Origin of the sequence: Pseudomonas sp. TTU2014-080ASC (genome assembly GCF_001446935.1) — a bacterium.
Classification (GTDB): domain Bacteria; phylum Pseudomonadota; class Gammaproteobacteria; order Pseudomonadales; family Pseudomonadaceae; genus Aquipseudomonas.
Genome location: NZ_LKKK01000001.1, coordinates 898,227 through 916,420 on the forward strand (window position 1 = coordinate 898,227; position 18,194 = coordinate 916,420).

Genomic DNA, 18,194 nt, shown 5'->3' on the forward strand with positions numbered 1-18,194 from the left:
TGGATCACAGCCCGCCCTGAGCACAAAGCACTGGACTAAGCCTGCAACCTTGGCTACAAAAACCGGAACACCGGGAGAATGCCATGGACCCTCGAGCTGCTTGCCTCGCTTGTCTGGAACGCCCAATACCTGCCTTGTTCGAGGCAGCGTTGTGGATTGCTGCAGAACATCACCCGGACATCGAACCTGCCACCATTCTCAGCCAACTCAACACGCTGCAATTGCAAATCCGCAACGGCCTGCCTAACGCCCCAGCGCAGGAGTTGGCCCAGCCTTTATTGCGCCGTATGGTTGAACTTGGTTTTCAGCAAGATGATGAGGTGCCTCAACGCCCTCAGGCAGCCTTAATGCATCGGGTGCTGCAACGTCGCCGCGGCCAGCCGCTATCCTTAGCGTTACTCGCCTTGGAAATGGCCACTCGCCTGGACATTCCTCTGCAAGGTGTCGCATTTCCCGGTCATTTCCTGTTGCGGGTCCCCGGGGCTGATCACCTGCTGGACCCCTGCAGCGGACGCCGCCTGTATACCCGCGAATGCCGTGACCTGCTCCGGCTGAATTTCGGAACTCAGGTTGAATTAAGCGCTAGTCATATGCAGGCCAGTACGCCACAACAGATCCTGCAGCGTTTATCACGCAACCTGCGCAAACTGCACATGAATAATGATGAACCACTGGCCGCTCTTCGCGATGCCGACCGCGCACTACTACTGGGCACGGGATCATTGAACGACTATTTGGCCAGAGCTGATATTTACCACGATCTCGACTGCCCACACGCAGAACGCTTTGATGTGCAGAATGCTTTGCTGCTGTGCGACACACCGTCTCAACGCCTGCAACTCGTGCAACGCTTGATGCTCTTAAAATCCCCCCCGGCGCTGCACTGATCAGAAAAATCCAAGTGCTTTAGCTTTAGCCACCGCCTGGGTGCGACGTGCCACACCTAATTTTCCATTAATACGCCTGGCGTGGGTCTTGACCGTGTGCAGAGAGATAAACAGCTGCTCGGCAACTTCTTGATTCGACATCCCCTGAGCAATCAAACGCAAGACTGCTAATTCACGGCTGCTTAACGTGTGCGCTGGTCCCGGCGCTGGCTCGGCGAGTGCAAACCACACACGCTCATAACCAATGCGCTGAGCGATGGATTGGCCTTTTTGCCGGGCGTGCTCGGCAGCTGAATGCTCACCAATGACCATGCATGCGTCTGCGTAACTCAGCCACAGTTCACTGGCCAGTGCCTGACGCCCCTGCGCTGTTACCTGCTCGATCAATCGTTGTAACGGTTCGCGGACATCCTGCCCTTGCTCACGATCCAGACGCAGCAGCAAGGCCTGCAAACGTGGGATCAATTCAGGAAAATTCGGTGTTGGAAGGATTGCTTTGACACGTCGCTCGTATCCAAGCACACGGGTAACAGCCTCCCGTGCGCGGGCGAAATGGCCTTGGGCAATCCATAAATGGCTGCTCGCCAACAGCAGGGTACCGCGGTACAACGGCTCACTCACACGCTGCCGCTGCATCTGCCGCTCAGCTTCAGCCAGGCAAGCAAATGCGCCGGCAATATCGCCCTTGCCCATCGCCAATTCGGCCAGCCCCAGATAACCGTGAAAAGCGATGGGATCACCGCATTGCAAGGCGTTGTCCAAACCACTGCGCAACCAGTGACGTGCTTCAACCGGGCGATTTTGACGCAGGATCAATCGACCTAAACGCAACTGGATACGCGGCAGCACCAGCGTATTGAGCAACTCGGTCTGACTGGTGCTGCCTAACACGCGCTGCAGCAAAGACTCAGCCCGAGCAAATTCACCACGGGCCTCAAGCAACAAAGCATGGTCCAGCTCCAACCACGCCTCAAATACAGGCTTACTCAGTTGCCGCGCCTCGCGCAGCGCCGCGAAACTGAGTTTTTGTGCTGCTGCCAGATCCCCCTCACCAATCGCAATCAGGGTCAATATTGAACGGCACAACAGCGCTGGAGCCCACGCATCGTCAGACAAACCTTCTAACGCTTCCAGCAGATGCGTACGCGACTCCATGGCGCAGACCAAGCCGAAGGCGATGATGCCGTGAATGGCCTGCCACTGCGCAAACAGTTCACGCATGCGCCCGGGATCGTTACACGGTTGAAACCTCGCTAACTGGTCAACACAGGCCTGGGCTTCATCCAAGCGCCCCACCAGCACCAGCACCCATGCATTCAGCGTAACCAGCCGTGGGGTGCTGTACAGCAGCGTATCTGGCAGTTCATTGCGCCAGCGCAAGATGAGCCCAAGGTCCTGCCCTTGTAGAATTTGCTCTTCAGTGAAGTGCTCTAAGAAACTGCCCGCGACTTCGGGTTGCCCCGCAAGTAATGCGTGCTCAATGGCTGAGTGGGTGTCTCCGTGGCTGGCAAACCATTGGCTGGCATGCACATGCAGGGTGCTGCCGGACAGCATCTGGGGCAGTTGCACCAGCAGATGCGCCAAAGGCGCGAATACGTTGTACCAGCCCCTCGAGGTTTCATCCTCTTGAATGAATACACCGCGATCAATCAACTCACGCAGCCACTGAGCACCCTCACCGGCTCCAAACAGGTGCTCACACAGTGCAGCGTTAAATCGGGGCAAGTGAGCCAGCTGCTGCAGCATTTGCCGCAGCTCCGCCGGCAGCGCATGCAGCACTTCACGCTCCATATAATCGATCAGGACTTGAGGCTGCTGATCGGCAGCTGTAACGCTTCGGGCTGCTGTGTCCCCTTGAATAGAGAGCAGGCGCAGGCGTAATGCGGCAGGCCAGCCCCGTGTTTGAGTGTAAAGCTGATGCGCCAACGATTCCCGCTCGGGGTCCAGATTGCGTATCCAAACGGCGGTTTCCTCAGAGGAGAACAACAGCTCGTTTGCGCTGACTTCCAGTAGATCACCCTCCAGCAACAATCTGGGTAAGTTGCACGCCGGCCTACGCCGGCTGCCCAACCACCATCTCAAGGTGGCAGAACTTTGGCTGAGAATTTGGTCCAGGTAGGTGTCTAACAGATGATTGGGTTGCGCTGGATAGTCATTGAGCATGATCCACAGTTGGCGGGATTCCTGTCCAAGCTGAGTGAGCAATGCATCGGCGCTCCACTCAGACGGATAGCCCAACAAGTCATTCAAATGCCATACGAAATGGGCAGGTTCGTGCAGAGTGCCTGGGCAGTTCAACCAAAGCACCTGATAGCCGACCGGGCATGCGCGGGCGCAATCTGCCATCAATACCGTTTTGCCGTAACCAGCCGGTGCGACCAAAAGCCGTAGACGAGCATCTTGTGCCAACAGACGCTGCTGCAAACTTGAGCGGGGAATATGCCCTGGAGGCACTCTCTGTATGCCCAAGCCGGCGGATAGAGGTGCTCGTAGCGGATTAGGCCCTGAAGCGTTCATAACGGCTCGTTCTTAGTGTTGTTTTTAGGAGAACCGAAGAGAGTGTAGGCTAACCGCCATTCACCAGCGCTGCAACGCTAAGGGCAAACTGCCCGCACAGCTCCAGGGGCATTTAAAGCTACCTTCATGGCCTCCGCTCACTCCAGTTTTAAAGCTCTCTATAAGGTCTACACAGGCAGCAAACGCGCCTAAGACTGCCCCACTGTCCCATAAAAAAAGGCGACCTTGGGGCCGCCTAACTCACGATGCAGTCACACTTGGGTTTATCAACGAACGCCAGTATTACGCAGTGCTGCCGGGGTGTAGTTGACGCTGGCGGCTTTGAAACCGAAGTTGTAGGCCGAGCGCTCTTCGTTTTTCATGCCCAGGGCCAGATAACGGCCTGCAATCACGTCATACAGCGCTTCAAGTGTGTAACCCGGCACATGGTGGTTGTAGTACTGCTGAGCATGCCCCTCAGCCACTCGCCAGAGTTGACCACGTCCGTCGTAATGGTCAACCAGTGCCAGTTGCCAGCTGTCTTCGTCGAAGTACATATGGCGCTTGGCGTAGATGTGGCGCTCGCCGCTCTTCAACGTGGCAACCACCTCCCAAACACGGTGCAACTCATAACGGGTCAGGTCTTGGTTGATGTGGCCGGGCTTAATGATCTCGTCATATTTAAGTGACGGTGAATCGAGCTTGTAGCTGTTGTACGGAATGTACATTTCTTTCTTGCCGACCAGCTGCCAGTCATAGCGATCCGGCGCACCGGAAAACATATCGAAGTTGTCAGCAGTACGCATGCCGTCGGCAGCTGTACCCGGTCCGTCATAGGCAACCTGCGGTGCACGACGCACGCGACGCTGACCTGCGTTGTAGATCCACGCCAAGCGAGGCTCTTTAACCTGGTCAATGGTTTCGTGAACCAGCAAGACGTTACCGGCCAAGCGCGCAGGCTCGATCACACGCTGTTTAAAGTAGAGCAAGATGTTGGTGGCTTTACCGGCTTGCAAATCAGTCATCTCAGCCGGATAAGCCACTTCATCCTCGAATTTAACAATGCTGAAAGAGCCACCTACTTGAGGAGTGGCCTGGGCCACAGTGCGGCGGGTATTGCCCCCCCGATATCGGGTGATGTGGTTCCAAACGACTTCGATTCCGCTCTTGGGGATTGGAAACGCGTAGTAGCGACTTTCCGAGAAATTATGCAGCCCGTTCCCCCCATCAACTGCTGTGGTGTTCAGGGCACTGACTTTTGCTGCCGCATAGGCTGCATCCGGGACTGCAGTCGTTCGGTGAGTGGGATAGACCGGAATTTTGTAGCTCTGCGGGTAACGCTTAAACATCGCCAATTGGCCTGCCGAGAGTTTGTCTTTATATCGCTCGGCGGTGTCCGCAGTGATGACGAACAGCGGCTGCTCGTTGGCAAATGGATCGGCCAAAAAGCCTTTGGCGTCGGCGGCACCTGCCGTGGTCGGCAATCCTCCGGTCCAGGCTGGAATGGTGCCATCTGCATTGCCAGCAACTTCAGCACCTAAGGGCGTGAGACTACTGCCCAGTTGAGCGGCCTCATCCTGGCTGACGGCAGCCATTGCACTGCATGCCAACAGGCTAAGTGTCAGGGTCGCAACTTTAGGGAAAATGTTTGTGTTCATGCGTACAAATCCTTTAACACTGCATTGGTCAGAAGTTCACACCGAAGCTCAGCGCAATAAAGTCGCGGTCGATGCTGGTGTTGTAATCGCCACCGAAAAAGTCGGTGTAACTGAGGCTGGCGGTGTAGGTGTTTTGATAGTCCGCATTAAGACCCAGACTGATGGCTTTGCTGCCTTCAATGAAATTCGGCCCATAACCGTCAACATCATGGGACCAAGCGATGCTTGGGCTCAGGTTGACGCCGGCAAACACGTTGCTGTAGTCGAGGCTGGCCCGCACGCGATAGCCCCAGGAGCGGCTGGTGAAGAAACCATCATCGTTACACTGGTCGGGTTTCGCGGTGTTTAATGCCCCCTCACACAGACTTGCGGGTCCAGCAACTTCGCCAAGCCCGAAGACAGCATCACGGCCATAGCGCAATTCACCGACATCATTGCTAATCCCTGTGATGTGGTTGTACCCCACCTCCCCTACCAGCGTGAGGCGACTTGCGCCCAGCACACGGTCGTAAAACTTCACGGCCGATATCTGTGCCTGAGTAAATGGCAAACGCTTGTACCCTTTGATTTCCTGACCGGGCACAAGCTCAGCGTGACCGCTGGTAAAGACCGGTGAGAATGGCAGCCCAAGCGACCCAAATGTTAAGTCTGTGGAGTTAAGCGAAATCGGCATGTTGGGCCGATAACTGAGCTCGCCCCCCAGCGATACACCCTCCACGTTGGTTTGGAAGCTCAAACCGTACAAACGGATATCTTCCGGGTACTCCAAAAAATAGTTCGCAAACGGCGCGCCGGGAATAAAACTCGCAGAGGGCGCGGTACTCAGGGTAAAACTGCCGCTGGGCATGCGGCTGTGATAGTTCATGGCGTACAGGCCGAACTCAGTGTCATTGAGTGATTCCGCGAACCAACGCAGCGCCACACCATATTGCCCGCTGTCACGTGCATCGCGATCACCTGCACGCGGAATATAAATAGGATTTCCCGGGGCACCGGTGTTGTTCGAGGCCCCCGGCGCGACATCTGCGCCAAATACAGCCAGACGATCATTACAGCCATCTGCCGCCGTGTCTGAGCCTGCGAAGAAAGTCCCGCAGTTATCCACAACGGTCTGATCCCACTCCAGCTGATAGAACGCCTCCATGCTCAACGTCTCAGTCAGACTCTGCGAGACATACAGCATGTTCACCGGGATCAGGCCTTCTTTAATCTCAGCACCAGGGCGACGAAAAGCGGCGACGTCGACCGGGTTAATCGAGTTAATTGAGTTACCAATAAAGGTGCTCTCTCCCCAACTCACGACTTGCTTGCCGACACGTACACTGCCTGGCAGCCCGGCGATGTCATAGTTGTGATAGATAAATGCATCGAGAATTTCCGCACCGGATGCCTGAGCAGCCGTCTTGCGGTTGTGGTCGTCGATGTCATAAAGCAGGCGGCTCTCGTCTTTGGTTTCAAAGTCATACCAATACTTACCGCGCACGAACACGCCGGTGTTGCCGTACTTCAGCTCAAGGTCGTGGATGCCTTTAAAAATTTTCGAGAAGGTCTCGCCTTTCTTAAAGTTGAGACGCCCGTCATCGCTGGTTTGTGAGGAAGCACGACCGCCATTACGCGTGCCGACCATGTCGGGATCAGGCGCACGCGTACTCCAGCTCGCCCCCACAGACAGGGCAGAATCAAACTGAACTTCAAGGTCTCCAACATTGAAAGTTATAGCTTGAATGGGCGTAACCCAACTCATTGCGATGGCAGCCACCAATGCACTGGGCTGGAAGATTGCATGCCTTGTTGTTGTTCTCATGCGGCTCTCCTGAAAGCGAGGTTTCGTGTTGAAACATCACGCTACTCAGCCAATAAGTGCCGGATAAGCGCCCGAAAGGGTTATTTGCAGTGTCAGCCAAAAGAGTGAGTCCCGCTCTGGCGCGCCTTTCAGCCAGTTTATGAGTTCACTCGATAACGCTTTATAGCTGCCGTGAATGACGCATTACTCAGAACCCGGTGGACATGTTTACTGCCAGAACCTTCGAGTAAATCAGCCCGAAAGAGCCGTATTGCTTTCAATACATCGTATCCAAATCAATACAAAGCAGCTCATCTATACAAGGATGGAGGTTTGGAGAGTGCTTCGCACTCGCACCGGGCTCAAGCGTATTGAATTCAATACAGCCTAACCGTTTTAAATTACGAGTCATCCCTGGCAAAGCCTTTAGATTCAATACTTTCACGTCTATGGCACTGCACTTGCAGATGGCTTCCCAGAACTATTCCGCTTGCATAACTGTGCAAGCCCAACCGCCGCCCACTAAGAACGGCGAGTGATTACTTCGAGGAGCCTACATGAGCGAGTTGCGTTTTACCGTTGAGCACGAATGGCTGCGTCAGGACGCCGATGGTCTGGTCACCGTTGGCATTACTGCTTACGCACAAGACGCTCTGGGTGACGTAGTTTTCGTCCAACTGCCGGAAGTGCAGGGTTATGCACAAGGTGATGAGGTTGCGGTGCTGGAATCGGTCAAGGCCGCCAGCAACATCACCATGCCACTGGATGGCGAAGTGGTTGAAATCAACGGCGAGCTGGAAGGCAGCCCGGAGCTGGTCAACGAAGACCCGCTGGGCAAAGGTTGGTTCTTCCGTTTCCGCCCGACCAACCCGGCAGCGATCAATGACCTGCTCGACGAAGCTGGTTACGACAACCTGCTCAAATCCAACGGCTGAGATCTCGCGATGACCAAGCTGAATACCCAGAACGAATTTGTCGCCCGCCACATTGGCCCGCGTGAGGCTGATACTGCCACCATGCTGGAGCTGCTGGGCTTCGACAGCCTGGATGGCCTGACCGATAAAGTCATCCCGGACAGCATCAAAGGCAGCAGCGTACTTGGCTCACTACCAGGCCTGTCCGAGGCTGATGCACTGGCTAAAATCAAAGCCATCGCCAGCAAGAACAAGCAGTTCAAGACCTACATCGGTCAGGGCTACTACGGCACCCTGACGCCAAGCCCGATCTTGCGTAACCTGCTGGAAAACCCGGCTTGGTACACCGCTTACACGCCTTATCAGCCTGAGATTTCTCAGGGCCGCCTTGAAGCCCTGCTGAACTTCCAGACCCTGATCAGCGACCTGACCGGCATGGAAATCGCCAACGCCTCGCTGCTGGACGAAGCCACCGCCGCTGCGGAAGCCATGACCTTCTGTAAGCGTCTGTCGAAGAACAAGGGCAGCAATCGTTTCTTCGCTTCCGTACACTGCCACCCGCAAACACTGGATGTGCTGCGCACCCGCGCCGAGCCGCTGGGCATTGAAGTAGTTGTGGGCGATGAAGCCAGCATCAACGACCCGGCTGAATTCTTCGGCGCGCTGCTGCAATACCCGGCCAGCAATGGCGATATCTTCGACTATCGCGAGCTGGTTGAGCGCTTCCACGCCGTGAATGCACTGGTAGCGGTGGCCGCCGACCTGCTGGCTCTGACCCTGCTCACTCCGCCGGGCGAGTTCGGTGCCGACGTAGCCTTGGGCAGCGCCCAGCGCTTTGGTGTGCCGCTGGGCTTTGGTGGCCCGCACGCCGCCTACTTCGCCACCCGCGATGCGTTCAAACGCGATATGCCGGGCCGTCTGGTCGGCATGTCCATTGACCGTTTCGGCAAGCCTGCTCTGCGTCTGGCCATGCAAACCCGCGAACAACACATCCGCCGCGAGAAGGCCACCAGTAACATCTGTACCGCTCAGGTGCTGCTGGCCAACATCGCCAGCATGTATGCGGTCTATCACGGTCCGAAAGGGCTGATTGAGATTGCCGAGCGCACCCACGTATTCACTGCCATTCTGGCCAAAGGTCTGAAAGCTCTGGGTTACAGCGTCGAGCAAACCCACTTCTTCGATACGCTGACTGTCGCCACCAGCACTCAGACTGCTGCGCTACACGCCAAAGCCCGCGCTGCCGGGATCAACCTGCGTGAAATCGACGACCAGCGCCTGGGGCTGTCCCTAGACGAAACCACCGATGAGGCCGCTGTTGAAGCGCTGCTCAACCTGTTTGCCGACGGTAAAGCGGTTCCGGCCTTCGACGAGCTGGCCACAGGCATCAGCAGCCAGCTGCCACAAGGCCTGAAGCGTCAGTCGGCCATTCTGGAGCACCCGGTATTCAATCGTTATCACAGCGAAACCGAGCTGATGCGCTACCTGCGCAAGCTGGCCGACAAGGATCTGGCGCTGGACCGCAGCATGATTCCGCTGGGCTCCTGCACCATGAAGCTCAACGCCGCCAGCGAAATGCTGCCGATCACCTGGCCGGAGTTCGGCAACCTGCATCCATTCGCCCCTGCTGAGCAGAGCGAAGGCTACAGCCAACTGACCCGCGAACTGGAAGCCATGCTCTGCGCTGCCACCGGTTACGACGGCGTATCCCTGCAGCCAAACGCCGGCTCGCAAGGTGAGTACGCCGGCCTGCTGGCCATCCGCGCCTATCACCTGAGCCGCGGCGATGACCAGCGCGACATCTGCCTGATCCCGCAATCAGCCCACGGCACCAACCCGGCAACCGCCAGCATGGCCGGTATGCGCGTTGTGGTAACCGCGTGCGACAGCAACGGCAACGTCGACATCGCTGACCTCAAAGCCAAGGCTGAAGAGCACCGCGAGCGTCTGGCCGCGCTGATGATCACCTATCCGTCCACCCACGGCGTGTTTGAAGAAGGCATCCGCGAGATCAGCCAGATCATCCACGACAACGGCGGCCAGGTTTACATCGACGGTGCCAACATGAACGCCATGGTCGGCCTGTGCGCACCGGGCAAGTTCGGTGGCGACGTCTCTCACCTGAACCTGCACAAAACCTTCTGCATCCCCCACGGCGGTGGCGGCCCGGGCGTTGGCCCGATCGGTGTGAAAGAGCACCTGATCCCATTCCTGCCGGGCCACAACAACATGCAGCGCAAAGAAGGTGCGGTCAGTGCAGCACCGTTCGGCAGCGCCAGCATCCTGCCGATCACCTGGATGTACATCACCATGATGGGCGGTGAAGGCCTCAAGCGTGCCTCGCAGATGGCTATCCTCAACGCCAACTACATCGCCCGCCGTCTGGAAGAACACTTCCCCGTGCTCTACACCGGCAGCAATGGTCTGGTGGCCCACGAGTGCATCCTCGACATCCGTCCGGTTAAAGACTCAAGCGGAATCAGCGTAGACGATGTGGCCAAGCGCCTGATCGACTTCGGCTTCCACGCGCCGACCATGTCCTTCCCGGTTGCCGGCACGCTGATGATTGAGCCGACCGAAAGCGAATCCAAGGAAGAACTGGACCGCTTCTGCGACGCCATGATCGCCATCCGCAACGAAATCCGCGCGGTGGAAAACGGCACGCTGGACGCCAACGACAACCCACTCAAGAACGCGCCACATACTGCGCAGGAGCTGGTTGGCGAGTGGACCCACAGCTACAGCCGTGAGCAAGCCGTGTACCCGGTCGCCAGCCTGATCGAGGCCAAATACTGGCCGCCGGTAGGTCGTGTCGACAACGTATACGGCGACCGCAATCTGGTCTGTGCCTGCCCGTCCATCGAAGCCTATCAGGACTGATGAAACCTGCGGCCCGCTCTTCTGCGGGCCGCAGCTTGTTCAACTGCTTTTCCGGTCTATCCGCTTTCGCGGTAGGCCAGTTGCACCCACAAGAATCCCAACGTGAGGCCGCCACCATGTTCAGCAAACACGATCAACTGCAAGGTTACGACGACGCCCTGCTCGCCGCGATTAATGCAGAAGAACAGCGTCAGGAAGACCATATCGAGCTGATCGCATCGGAAAACTATTGCAGCCAGCGCGTTATGCAGGCGCAAGGCAGCGGTCTCACTAACAAATACGCCGAAGGCTATCCGGGCAAGCGCTATTACGGCGGTTGCGAGCATGTGGATAAAGTCGAGTTGCTGGCCATTGAGCGCGCCAAGCAGCTGTTCGGTGCCGACTACGCCAACGTCCAGCCGCATTCCGGCTCTTCCGCCAACAGCGCGGTATATCTGGCCCTGCTGAATGCCGGTGACACCATTCTGGGCATGAGCCTGGCCCATGGCGGCCACCTGACCCACGGTGCCAAAGTCTCCTCCTCCGGCAAGCTGTACAACGCCGTGCAGTACGGCATCGACGAGCAAGGCCTGATCGACTACGACGAAGTCGAGCGTCTGGCCGTCGAGCACAAGCCGAAGATGATCGTCGCCGGTTTCTCCGCCTACTCGCGCACACTCGACTTCGCCCGCTTCCGTGCGATTGCGGACAAAGTCGGCGCGCTGCTGTTTGTTGATATGGCCCACGTGGCCGGTCTGGTTGCCGCCGGGCTTTACCCGAACCCGATCCCGTTTGCTGATGTGGTCACCACCACAACTCACAAGACCCTGCGCGGCCCGCGCGGCGGCCTGATCCTCGCCAAAGCCAACGAAGAAATTGAGAAGAAGCTCAACTCGGCAGTATTCCCCGGCGCTCAGGGCGGCCCGCTGATGCATGTCATCGCCGGTAAAGCCGTGTGCTTTAAAGAGGCGCTGGAGCCCTCGTTCAAAACCTATCAACAGCAGGTGATCAACAACGCCCGTGCTATGGCCGAAGTGTTTGTCGGTCGCGGCTACGATGTCGTCTCCGGCGGCACCGACAACCACCTGATGTTGATCAGTCTGGTCAAACAAGGCCTGACCGGCAAAGCAGCCGATGCTGCGCTGGGTAACGCCCATATCACCGTTAACAAGAACGCCGTGCCGAACGATCCGCAATCGCCGTTTGTGACCTCCGGCATCCGCATTGGCACACCGGCCGTCACCACCCGTGGTTTCAAAGAAGGCGAATGCCGTGAGCTGGCCGGTTGGATCTGCGACATTCTCGATGAGATCGAAAACCCGGATGTCGTTGAACGCGTTCGCGGACAAGTCGCAGACCTTTGCAAGGTTTTCCCGGTCTACGCTGAGTAAGCAGGCAGCTGCATCGGGTGCCGCTATCCGCAGCGCCCGATCATGTTACCCACAAGGACGAAACAGACTCACAGGCGGAGAATTGCATGTCACTCAGTGTGTTTGATCTGTTCAAGATCGGCATTGGCCCTTCCAGCTCCCATACCGTTGGCCCGATGCGGGCAGCGGCGCGTTTTGTCGAAGGACTGCAGCGGGAAAACCTGCTGGCCAGCACCCATAGCATCCGTGCCGAGCTGTATGGCTCGCTCGGTGCGACGGGCAAAGGCCACGGCAGTGATAAAGCGGTTCTGCTCGGCCTTGAAGGTGATCACCCGGACAGCATTGATACCCGCACGATTGATGCGCGTCTGGCGGATATCCGCGCCAACAAAACGCTGAAGCTGCTGGGCGAGAAGACCATCCGCTTCGTGGAAAAAGAGCACCTGTCGCTGATTCGCAAGCCTCTGCCCTACCACCCCAACGGCATGATCTTCCGTGCGTTCGATGAAGCAGGCCTGCAAATCCGCAGCCGCGAGTATTACTCGGTAGGCGGCGGCTTTGTGGTGGACGATGAAGCAGCCGGTGCCGACCGTATCGTCGCCGATCAGACGCCACTGAAATTTCCCTTCACCACGGCCAAGCAACTGATGGAGCATTGCCACCAGCAGCAGCTTTCCATCAGTCAGGTGATGCTCGCTAATGAGTCTGCCTGGCGTAGTGAAGAAGAAACCCGCAGTGGCCTGCTGCATATCTGGCAGGTGATGCAGGACTGCGTCAGCGCAGGCTGCCAGAACGAAGGCATCATGCCCGGCGGCCTCAAAGTCAAACGCCGCGCCCCGGCGCTGCACCGCCAACTCAGCAAGAACCCGGAAGCCAGCCTACGCGATGCCTTGAGCGTGCTGGACTGGGTCAACTTGTATGCCCTGGCGGTCAACGAAGAAAACGCCAGCGGCGGTCGCGTAGTCACAGCCCCCACCAACGGCGCAGCCGGCATCGTCCCAGCAGTGTTGCATTACTACACCCGCTTTATCCCCGGCGCTAACGACGATGGCGTGGTGCGTTTTCTGCTGACCGCCGCTGCCATCGGCATTCTCTACAAAGAGAACGCGTCCATCTCCGGGGCGGAGGTCGGCTGCCAGGGTGAAGTCGGCGTGGCTTGCTCCATGGCTGCTGGAGCCCTATGTGAAGTACTGGGCGGCAGCGTTGAGCAAGTCGAAAACGCCGCCGAGATCGGCATGGAACACAACCTCGGCCTGACCTGCGACCCCATCGGCGGGCTGGTTCAGGTGCCCTGTATCGAACGCAACGCCATGGGCTCAATCAAGGCCATTAACGCGGCACGCATGGCCCTACGCGGCGACGGCCAGCATTTTGTTTCACTGGATAAAGTCATCCGCACCATGCGCCAGACTGGCGCTGACATGAACAACAAATACAAGGAAACCGCACGCGGCGGCCTGGCCGTAAACATCATCGAATGCTGATCAAGCGTGCTGTCCTGAATTAAAAGCGACTGTGGTCGCCCTTCAATCCAATGTACTGGAGCCAACCCATGACCAGCGCAACTCTGGCAAAAACCCCGCTACATGCCCTGCATCTTGAACTGGGCGCACGCATGGTGCCCTTCGCCGGTTACGACATGCCGGTGCAGTACCCACTCGGCGTACTCAAAGAGCACCTGCACACCCGCGAACAAGCTGGCCTGTTTGACGTTTCACACATGGGCCAGATCATGCTGCGCGGTCCCAAAGCGGCCGAAGCACTGGAGCATCTGGTACCGGTGGACATCATCGACCTGCCAGTAGGCATGCAGCGCTACGCCATGTTCACCGACACCAACGGCGGCATTCTGGATGACCTGATGGTGGCTAATCTGGGTAACGACACCCTGTTTCTAGTCGTCAACGCCGCCTGCAAAGACCAAGACCTAGCCCACCTGCAGAAGCACATCGGCGATCAATGCGAAATCATCGACTTCTTCGAAAGCCGCGCCCTGCTCGCCCTGCAAGGCCCGAAAGCCGCTGAAGTGCTGGCCCGCCTGGCACCGGAAGTGACCAAGATGACCTTTATGCAGTTCACTCAGGTACGCCTGCTCGGTGTGGATTGCTATGTAAGCCGCTCCGGTTACACCGGCGAAGACGGCTACGAGATTTCCGTACCTAACCAGCAAGCCGAAACCCTCGCCCGCAGCCTGCTGGCTGAGCCGGAAGTGCAACCGATTGGCCTGGGTGCCCGTGACTCGCTGCGCCTGGAAGCCGGCCTGTGCCTGTATGGCCACGACATGAGCAACGAAACCACACCGATCGAAGCCAGCCTGCTGTGGGCAATCTCCAAACCACGTCGTGCAGACGGTGCCCGCGCCGGTGGTTTCCCCGGTGCCAAACGTATTTTCGAACAGCAGCAAGAGGGCGTACCGAGCAAGCGCGTCGGCCTGCTGCCGCAGGAGCGCGTGCCGGTACGTGAAGGTGCAGAGATCGTTGCCGCTGATGGTGAAGTCATCGGCAAAGTCACCAGCGGCGGCTTTGGTCCGACGTTGGGGGCGCCGGTGGCCATGGGCTACGTCAGCGTCAGCCACAGCGCCGTTGATACCGATGTCTGGGCCATCGTGCGCGGCAAACGCGTCGCCATGAAAGTCGCTAAAACGCCGTTCGTACCGCAACGCTACTACCGCGGCTAAGCCTGCAGCCGTTCGCGCCGACCATAGTGGCGGCGCGAACGCTCTGTTGATCAGTCGCGCAGATGATCAACCATTGCCGAGGCGACACTCAGCACATCCTTACCCAGCTGCTTCGAGCGTGCGCTGCTCCAGCCTGTCTGCGGATTAGGCCGGTCATCATGATCCTTGAACGGCATTTCGATGGTCAGCGACAGACAATCGAACTCCATCCCCACTGAGTTGGCCGCCAGACTGGTATTGGCCTCGCCAAACTGCTGCGGCGCATAGCCAAACAGAGTCTGAAACTCAGCGCCGTGCTCAATCAGGCGACGTCCAAACTCCTCCTCCAACGCCGCTAAGCGCGGGGTAAAGGTCGGATTGCCGGAGCAGCCTGCGGTGAACACGTGGGGGATTTCCTCGTCACCGTGGATATCAAGGAACATATCCACTCCGATATCACGCATCTGCTGCTGAATGAAATAAACCTCTGGTGTCTCCGCTTCAGTCGCGGACTGCCAAGCCCGGTTAAGGTCGCGTCCGGCCATATTGGTACGCAGATGACCGTGGAAAGCGCCGTCCGGATTCACGTTGGGCACCAGATACAGCTCGGCCTGATCCAGCAGCCTCTCCATCTCTTCATCGCCATTGGATTGCAGGCGCTCAATCAGTCCTTCCATAAACCATTCGGCCATGTGCTCACCGGGATGCTGCTGGGCGATGATCCAGATTTTTTTCGACGCTTCAGAATGGCGCTTAATGCGCAATAGCGGAATGTCACGGCCTTCGATGCTTTTGCCGGTTGCCACCAGCTCGGCTCCCGCCAGAGTGCGGGCATCCTCGATCAGGCGATCATGCCGCGCCCGGCTATAGGGTTCGAAATAGGCAAACCAGACTTTTGTGCCTTGCACTTCCAGCTCAAAATTCAGCGCGCCTTCAACAAACTGGCTCGGCACGCGAAACCAGCTGCGTTGGTCATAGGTAGCCACGACGTTGTAGCCATCCCAGGCATTCGGATAAGAGGACTGGCTGGCGTTAGTCAAGCTGAAACCATAACGCTGCCCCTCTTTCAGGTCATCGACCTTGAAGTGGAACCACTGAAAGTGACCACTGTTTGTATCCGGGCGGATTGCCAGCAACACTTTCTGCGGATTCTCGACATCGAGTACCTGAATATTGCCGCTGTCAAAATCTGAGTTGATTTGCATGGAGTTCAACCAGCCTGAAATAAATATGAGCTAACAAGAATCGCAGCTCTTACCGTGGAGTTAAATGCCCAATACGACAAACTGATATGTATTCTGTCCCATGCAGGAATTTCCCCTCGCAACTTCTCTACTACCCTACAGTCTCTGAGTATTAGCCCCTGATAGCCCAGCCAAGGAGAACCAGATTATGCGCACACTACCCGCGCACGTTGTGCTACTGAGCGCGCTGTTACTTTGCGCATGCTCCACAACATCCACCATGCAAAAACCTGATGAGGCCTCCTCCTCAGTCACGCCATCCACCAACAGCACTACCCCCCAGTTTGATGCTCTGCAACAACAGGCAACCCGCGGCGATCCCGAGAGTCAGTTTCAGTTGGGCAATCAGTACTTCAATGCACAGCCAAAAAACCTCAAACAAGCAGAATACTGGTGGAAACAGGCGGCCGATAAAGGCCACGCAGTTGCAGCGGTGAGCTTGGCCTACCTGTATACCGGCAACAATGAGCCGTCGCTGAGCAATCAGCCCCAGATGCTCAAATACCTTAATCAATCTGCTGCCGGTGGTAACCCGATGGCGCAACATATCCTCGGCACGCTGTATCAACGCGGACAGCAAGGTGTCCCACAGGACCCAGATCAAGCCCGGCGCTTATTTCAAAGTGCCTGCGGACAGAACTATGAGCCCAGCTGCAAAGCTCTGGGCAACTGAATAATCCAAGCGCTGCAGATGGATCTAAGCAATCACCAGACTATCTGCCAGCGCTCCAGTCGTAACTTGGTAAAGCCCTCTCATATTAGGAAACAATAATTACTTATATATGTCCGGCCCTCGCACATATATAAACCTCCGAAACCAGCAGGCTAGAGCGGCGGTAGACCAATCAGAAACACCCCGCCGTACTAGACCGTCTTATTCCCAGCTACTCTAAAGAGCATCGGGTGTCTAACGCACTATTGTAGAGACACTTAGGAATGGGTTAGAAACCTACACGACTTACAAAAATCATGAAGTGAGACAACCGTAAGACGGATCGCTTCGGTCTACACTCGTTGCATGAATAAGGAAGGATTAGTGCTGCGAAACCTGATACTGACATTGAGTCTTTTAGGTTGCGTGAACTATTCACCGGCGACAGAGATGCTATTTGTCACCGAGGAGTTTCCACCCTTTAGTTACTCCCGAGGCGCTATCGCCAGCGGCGCATTTCCGGAAATAGTTAACTTGGTCTGCACACAACTTAAGTGGCATTGCCCAATAGATGTGCTGCCTTGGCGTCGGGCTCTGCAGCACGCCGAAGATGGAGAAGTGGACGGCATATTTACCGTGATTGACTCACCGGCCAGACGCGATTCGTTCTATATAACACCAATGCTCAGTGTCAGCCGTTACAACTTTTACACGCGCCGTGAGAACGACTTCATCTTCACCAAGCCATCAGACCTAGCGGGTCGTAAGATCGGGGTATACGGCCCATCCGGCACCTCATACATCTTGCAGGAAAAGCTCAAAAATGTGACTGACATTGAGATATCGCTGATTACCAACAACCAGCGTCTGTTGCTGATGCTGAGCGCCGGGCGCTTCGGAAAAAATGGCCTGGTGGTTCTGAATAATGACGTGGCCCGACACTTGATTGACCACGATCGACTTTATGCATTACGCAATGCCGGCCACATGGCATCGACCTCCTACGGAATAGGGTTTTCTCGTAAAAAGGTGACCCATGAACGATTTTCAGAGTTCAACGAAGCTTTGATCAAACTGATGGACTCCGGCCAGGTTGGAAAAATCTTGAAGCGCTACGGCCTTGAACAAGCCAAGTGACACACTAGACTTGCCCTTGGCGTTCAATGATAATTAATGAGTATTCACACTCTCTTAAGTCGGCATTCTATTGCTGGACAACCCGAGCGTTTTACTCAGGTTATCACTGCAACTCTTCGCTTTAATGATGGCCGTGCTGCCGACATCTTTATCGGAATCAGCGTTCTTCAGAGGGTGATACCTAAAAGGTATTTTCATTCCTTTTTTATATTCTTAGACACACTTTAAAAGCGGTCTGAATACAGAAACGAACCTCTGTCTGGCCGTGATATCTGCAATAAATGGGTAACTCTACGTGACGAAAGACGAATTGCGCGCCGAACTTGAACGGCAGGCACAACGCTTCAAAGATATATACGGCGGTGAGGTGGTAACATACGCTGCTCAACCTGACCCGGAACGCAAACCGTGGAGAAAGCGCTCCAATGTGCTGGATCAGGCGTTCGCTAAAGAAATCGAAAAGATTGAGAAGGAACTGAAAGACCGCGCCGAAGCTGCCACAGATGCAGCCTCAAGTGATTGAGTCAATTAAGGCCAC

13 protein-coding genes are annotated in these 18,194 nt (G+C 56.5%); 9 read left to right on the forward strand and 4 right to left on the reverse strand.

The annotated features are described in order from the left end of the window. The first annotated feature begins 83 nt into the window (after nt 1-83). On the forward strand, nt 84-887 hold the full coding sequence (locus AO726_RS04150) for a SirB1 family protein (protein ID WP_058066771.1): 804 nt from the start codon (nt 84-86) through the stop codon (nt 885-887). On the opposite strand, the gene AO726_RS04155 is transcribed toward AO726_RS04150, so the two are convergent. The 3 genes from AO726_RS04155 to AO726_RS04165 form a co-directional block, all read right to left on the reverse strand. After that, on the reverse strand, nt 888-3,296 hold the full coding sequence (locus AO726_RS04155) for a LuxR C-terminal-related transcriptional regulator (RefSeq protein WP_160320957.1): 2,409 nt from the start codon (nt 3,294-3,296) through the stop codon (nt 888-890). A 374-nt stretch (nt 3,297-3,670) separates the two neighbouring features. Then, on the reverse strand, nt 3,671-5,041 hold the full coding sequence (locus tag AO726_RS04160) for a DUF1329 domain-containing protein (protein WP_058066773.1): 1,371 nt from the start codon (nt 5,039-5,041) through the stop codon (nt 3,671-3,673). A gap of 28 nt (nt 5,042-5,069) precedes the next feature. Further along, nucleotides 5,070-6,845: a DUF1302 domain-containing protein gene (locus AO726_RS04165; protein ID WP_058066774.1), complete on the reverse strand. Its 1,776-nt coding sequence runs from the start codon at nt 6,843-6,845 to the stop codon at nt 5,070-5,072. A 536-nt stretch (nt 6,846-7,381) separates the two neighbouring features. On the opposite strand from AO726_RS04165, the gene gcvH reads away from it, so the two are divergent. The 5 genes from gcvH (at nt 7,382) to gcvT (ending at nt 14,644) form a co-directional block, all read left to right on the forward strand. Then, on the forward strand, nt 7,382-7,759 hold the full coding sequence (gene gcvH / locus AO726_RS04170) for a glycine cleavage system protein GcvH (protein WP_058066775.1): 378 nt from the start codon (nt 7,382-7,384) through the stop codon (nt 7,757-7,759). A 9-nt stretch (nt 7,760-7,768) separates the two neighbouring features. Beyond that, nucleotides 7,769-10,618 carry an aminomethyl-transferring glycine dehydrogenase gene (gcvP, locus tag AO726_RS04175; protein WP_058066776.1) on the forward strand — a complete coding sequence of 950 codons (2,850 nt, stop codon included), beginning with the start codon at nt 7,769-7,771 and terminating at the stop codon, nt 10,616-10,618. A 116-nt stretch (nt 10,619-10,734) separates the two neighbouring features. Beyond that, nucleotides 10,735-11,988, forward strand: coding sequence for a serine hydroxymethyltransferase (glyA, locus tag AO726_RS04180; protein WP_058067093.1), 1,254 nt, complete (start codon nt 10,735-10,737; stop codon nt 11,986-11,988). Between the two features lie 86 nt (nt 11,989-12,074). Then, on the forward strand, nt 12,075-13,451 hold the full coding sequence (locus AO726_RS04185; RefSeq protein ID WP_058066777.1) for an L-serine ammonia-lyase: 1,377 nt from the start codon (nt 12,075-12,077) through the stop codon (nt 13,449-13,451). A 68-nt stretch (nt 13,452-13,519) separates the two neighbouring features. Then, a complete protein-coding gene (gene gcvT, locus AO726_RS04190) occupies nt 13,520-14,644 on the forward strand; it encodes a glycine cleavage system aminomethyltransferase GcvT (protein WP_058066778.1) in 1,125 nt (374 codons plus the stop codon). A gap of 50 nt (nt 14,645-14,694) precedes the next feature. On the opposite strand, the gene AO726_RS04195 is transcribed toward gcvT, so the two are convergent. Beyond that, complete coding sequence (locus AO726_RS04195; protein WP_058066779.1) at nt 14,695-15,828, reverse strand: M14 family metallopeptidase; 1,134 nt, start codon at nt 15,826-15,828, stop codon at nt 14,695-14,697. A gap of 187 nt (nt 15,829-16,015) precedes the next feature. Here AO726_RS04195 and AO726_RS04200 point away from each other — a divergent pair, with 187 nt between their 5' ends. The 3 genes from AO726_RS04200 to AO726_RS04210 all read left to right on the forward strand — a co-directional run bounded on the left by AO726_RS04200 (nt 16,016) and on the right by AO726_RS04210 (nt 18,179). Further along, entirely contained in the window at nt 16,016-16,540 is a 525-nt protein-coding gene (locus AO726_RS04200) for a tetratricopeptide repeat protein (RefSeq protein WP_058066780.1), read from the forward strand. A 363-nt stretch (nt 16,541-16,903) separates the two neighbouring features. Then, entirely contained in the window at nt 16,904-17,656 is a 753-nt protein-coding gene (locus tag AO726_RS04205; protein ID WP_058066781.1) for a substrate-binding periplasmic protein, read from the forward strand. A 295-nt stretch (nt 17,657-17,951) separates the two neighbouring features. Continuing rightward, nucleotides 17,952-18,179 (forward strand): hypothetical protein, encoded by a 228-nt coding sequence (locus AO726_RS04210; RefSeq protein ID WP_058066782.1) that lies wholly within the window; start codon nt 17,952-17,954, stop codon nt 18,177-18,179. Nucleotides 18,180-18,194: the final 15 nt, after the last annotated feature.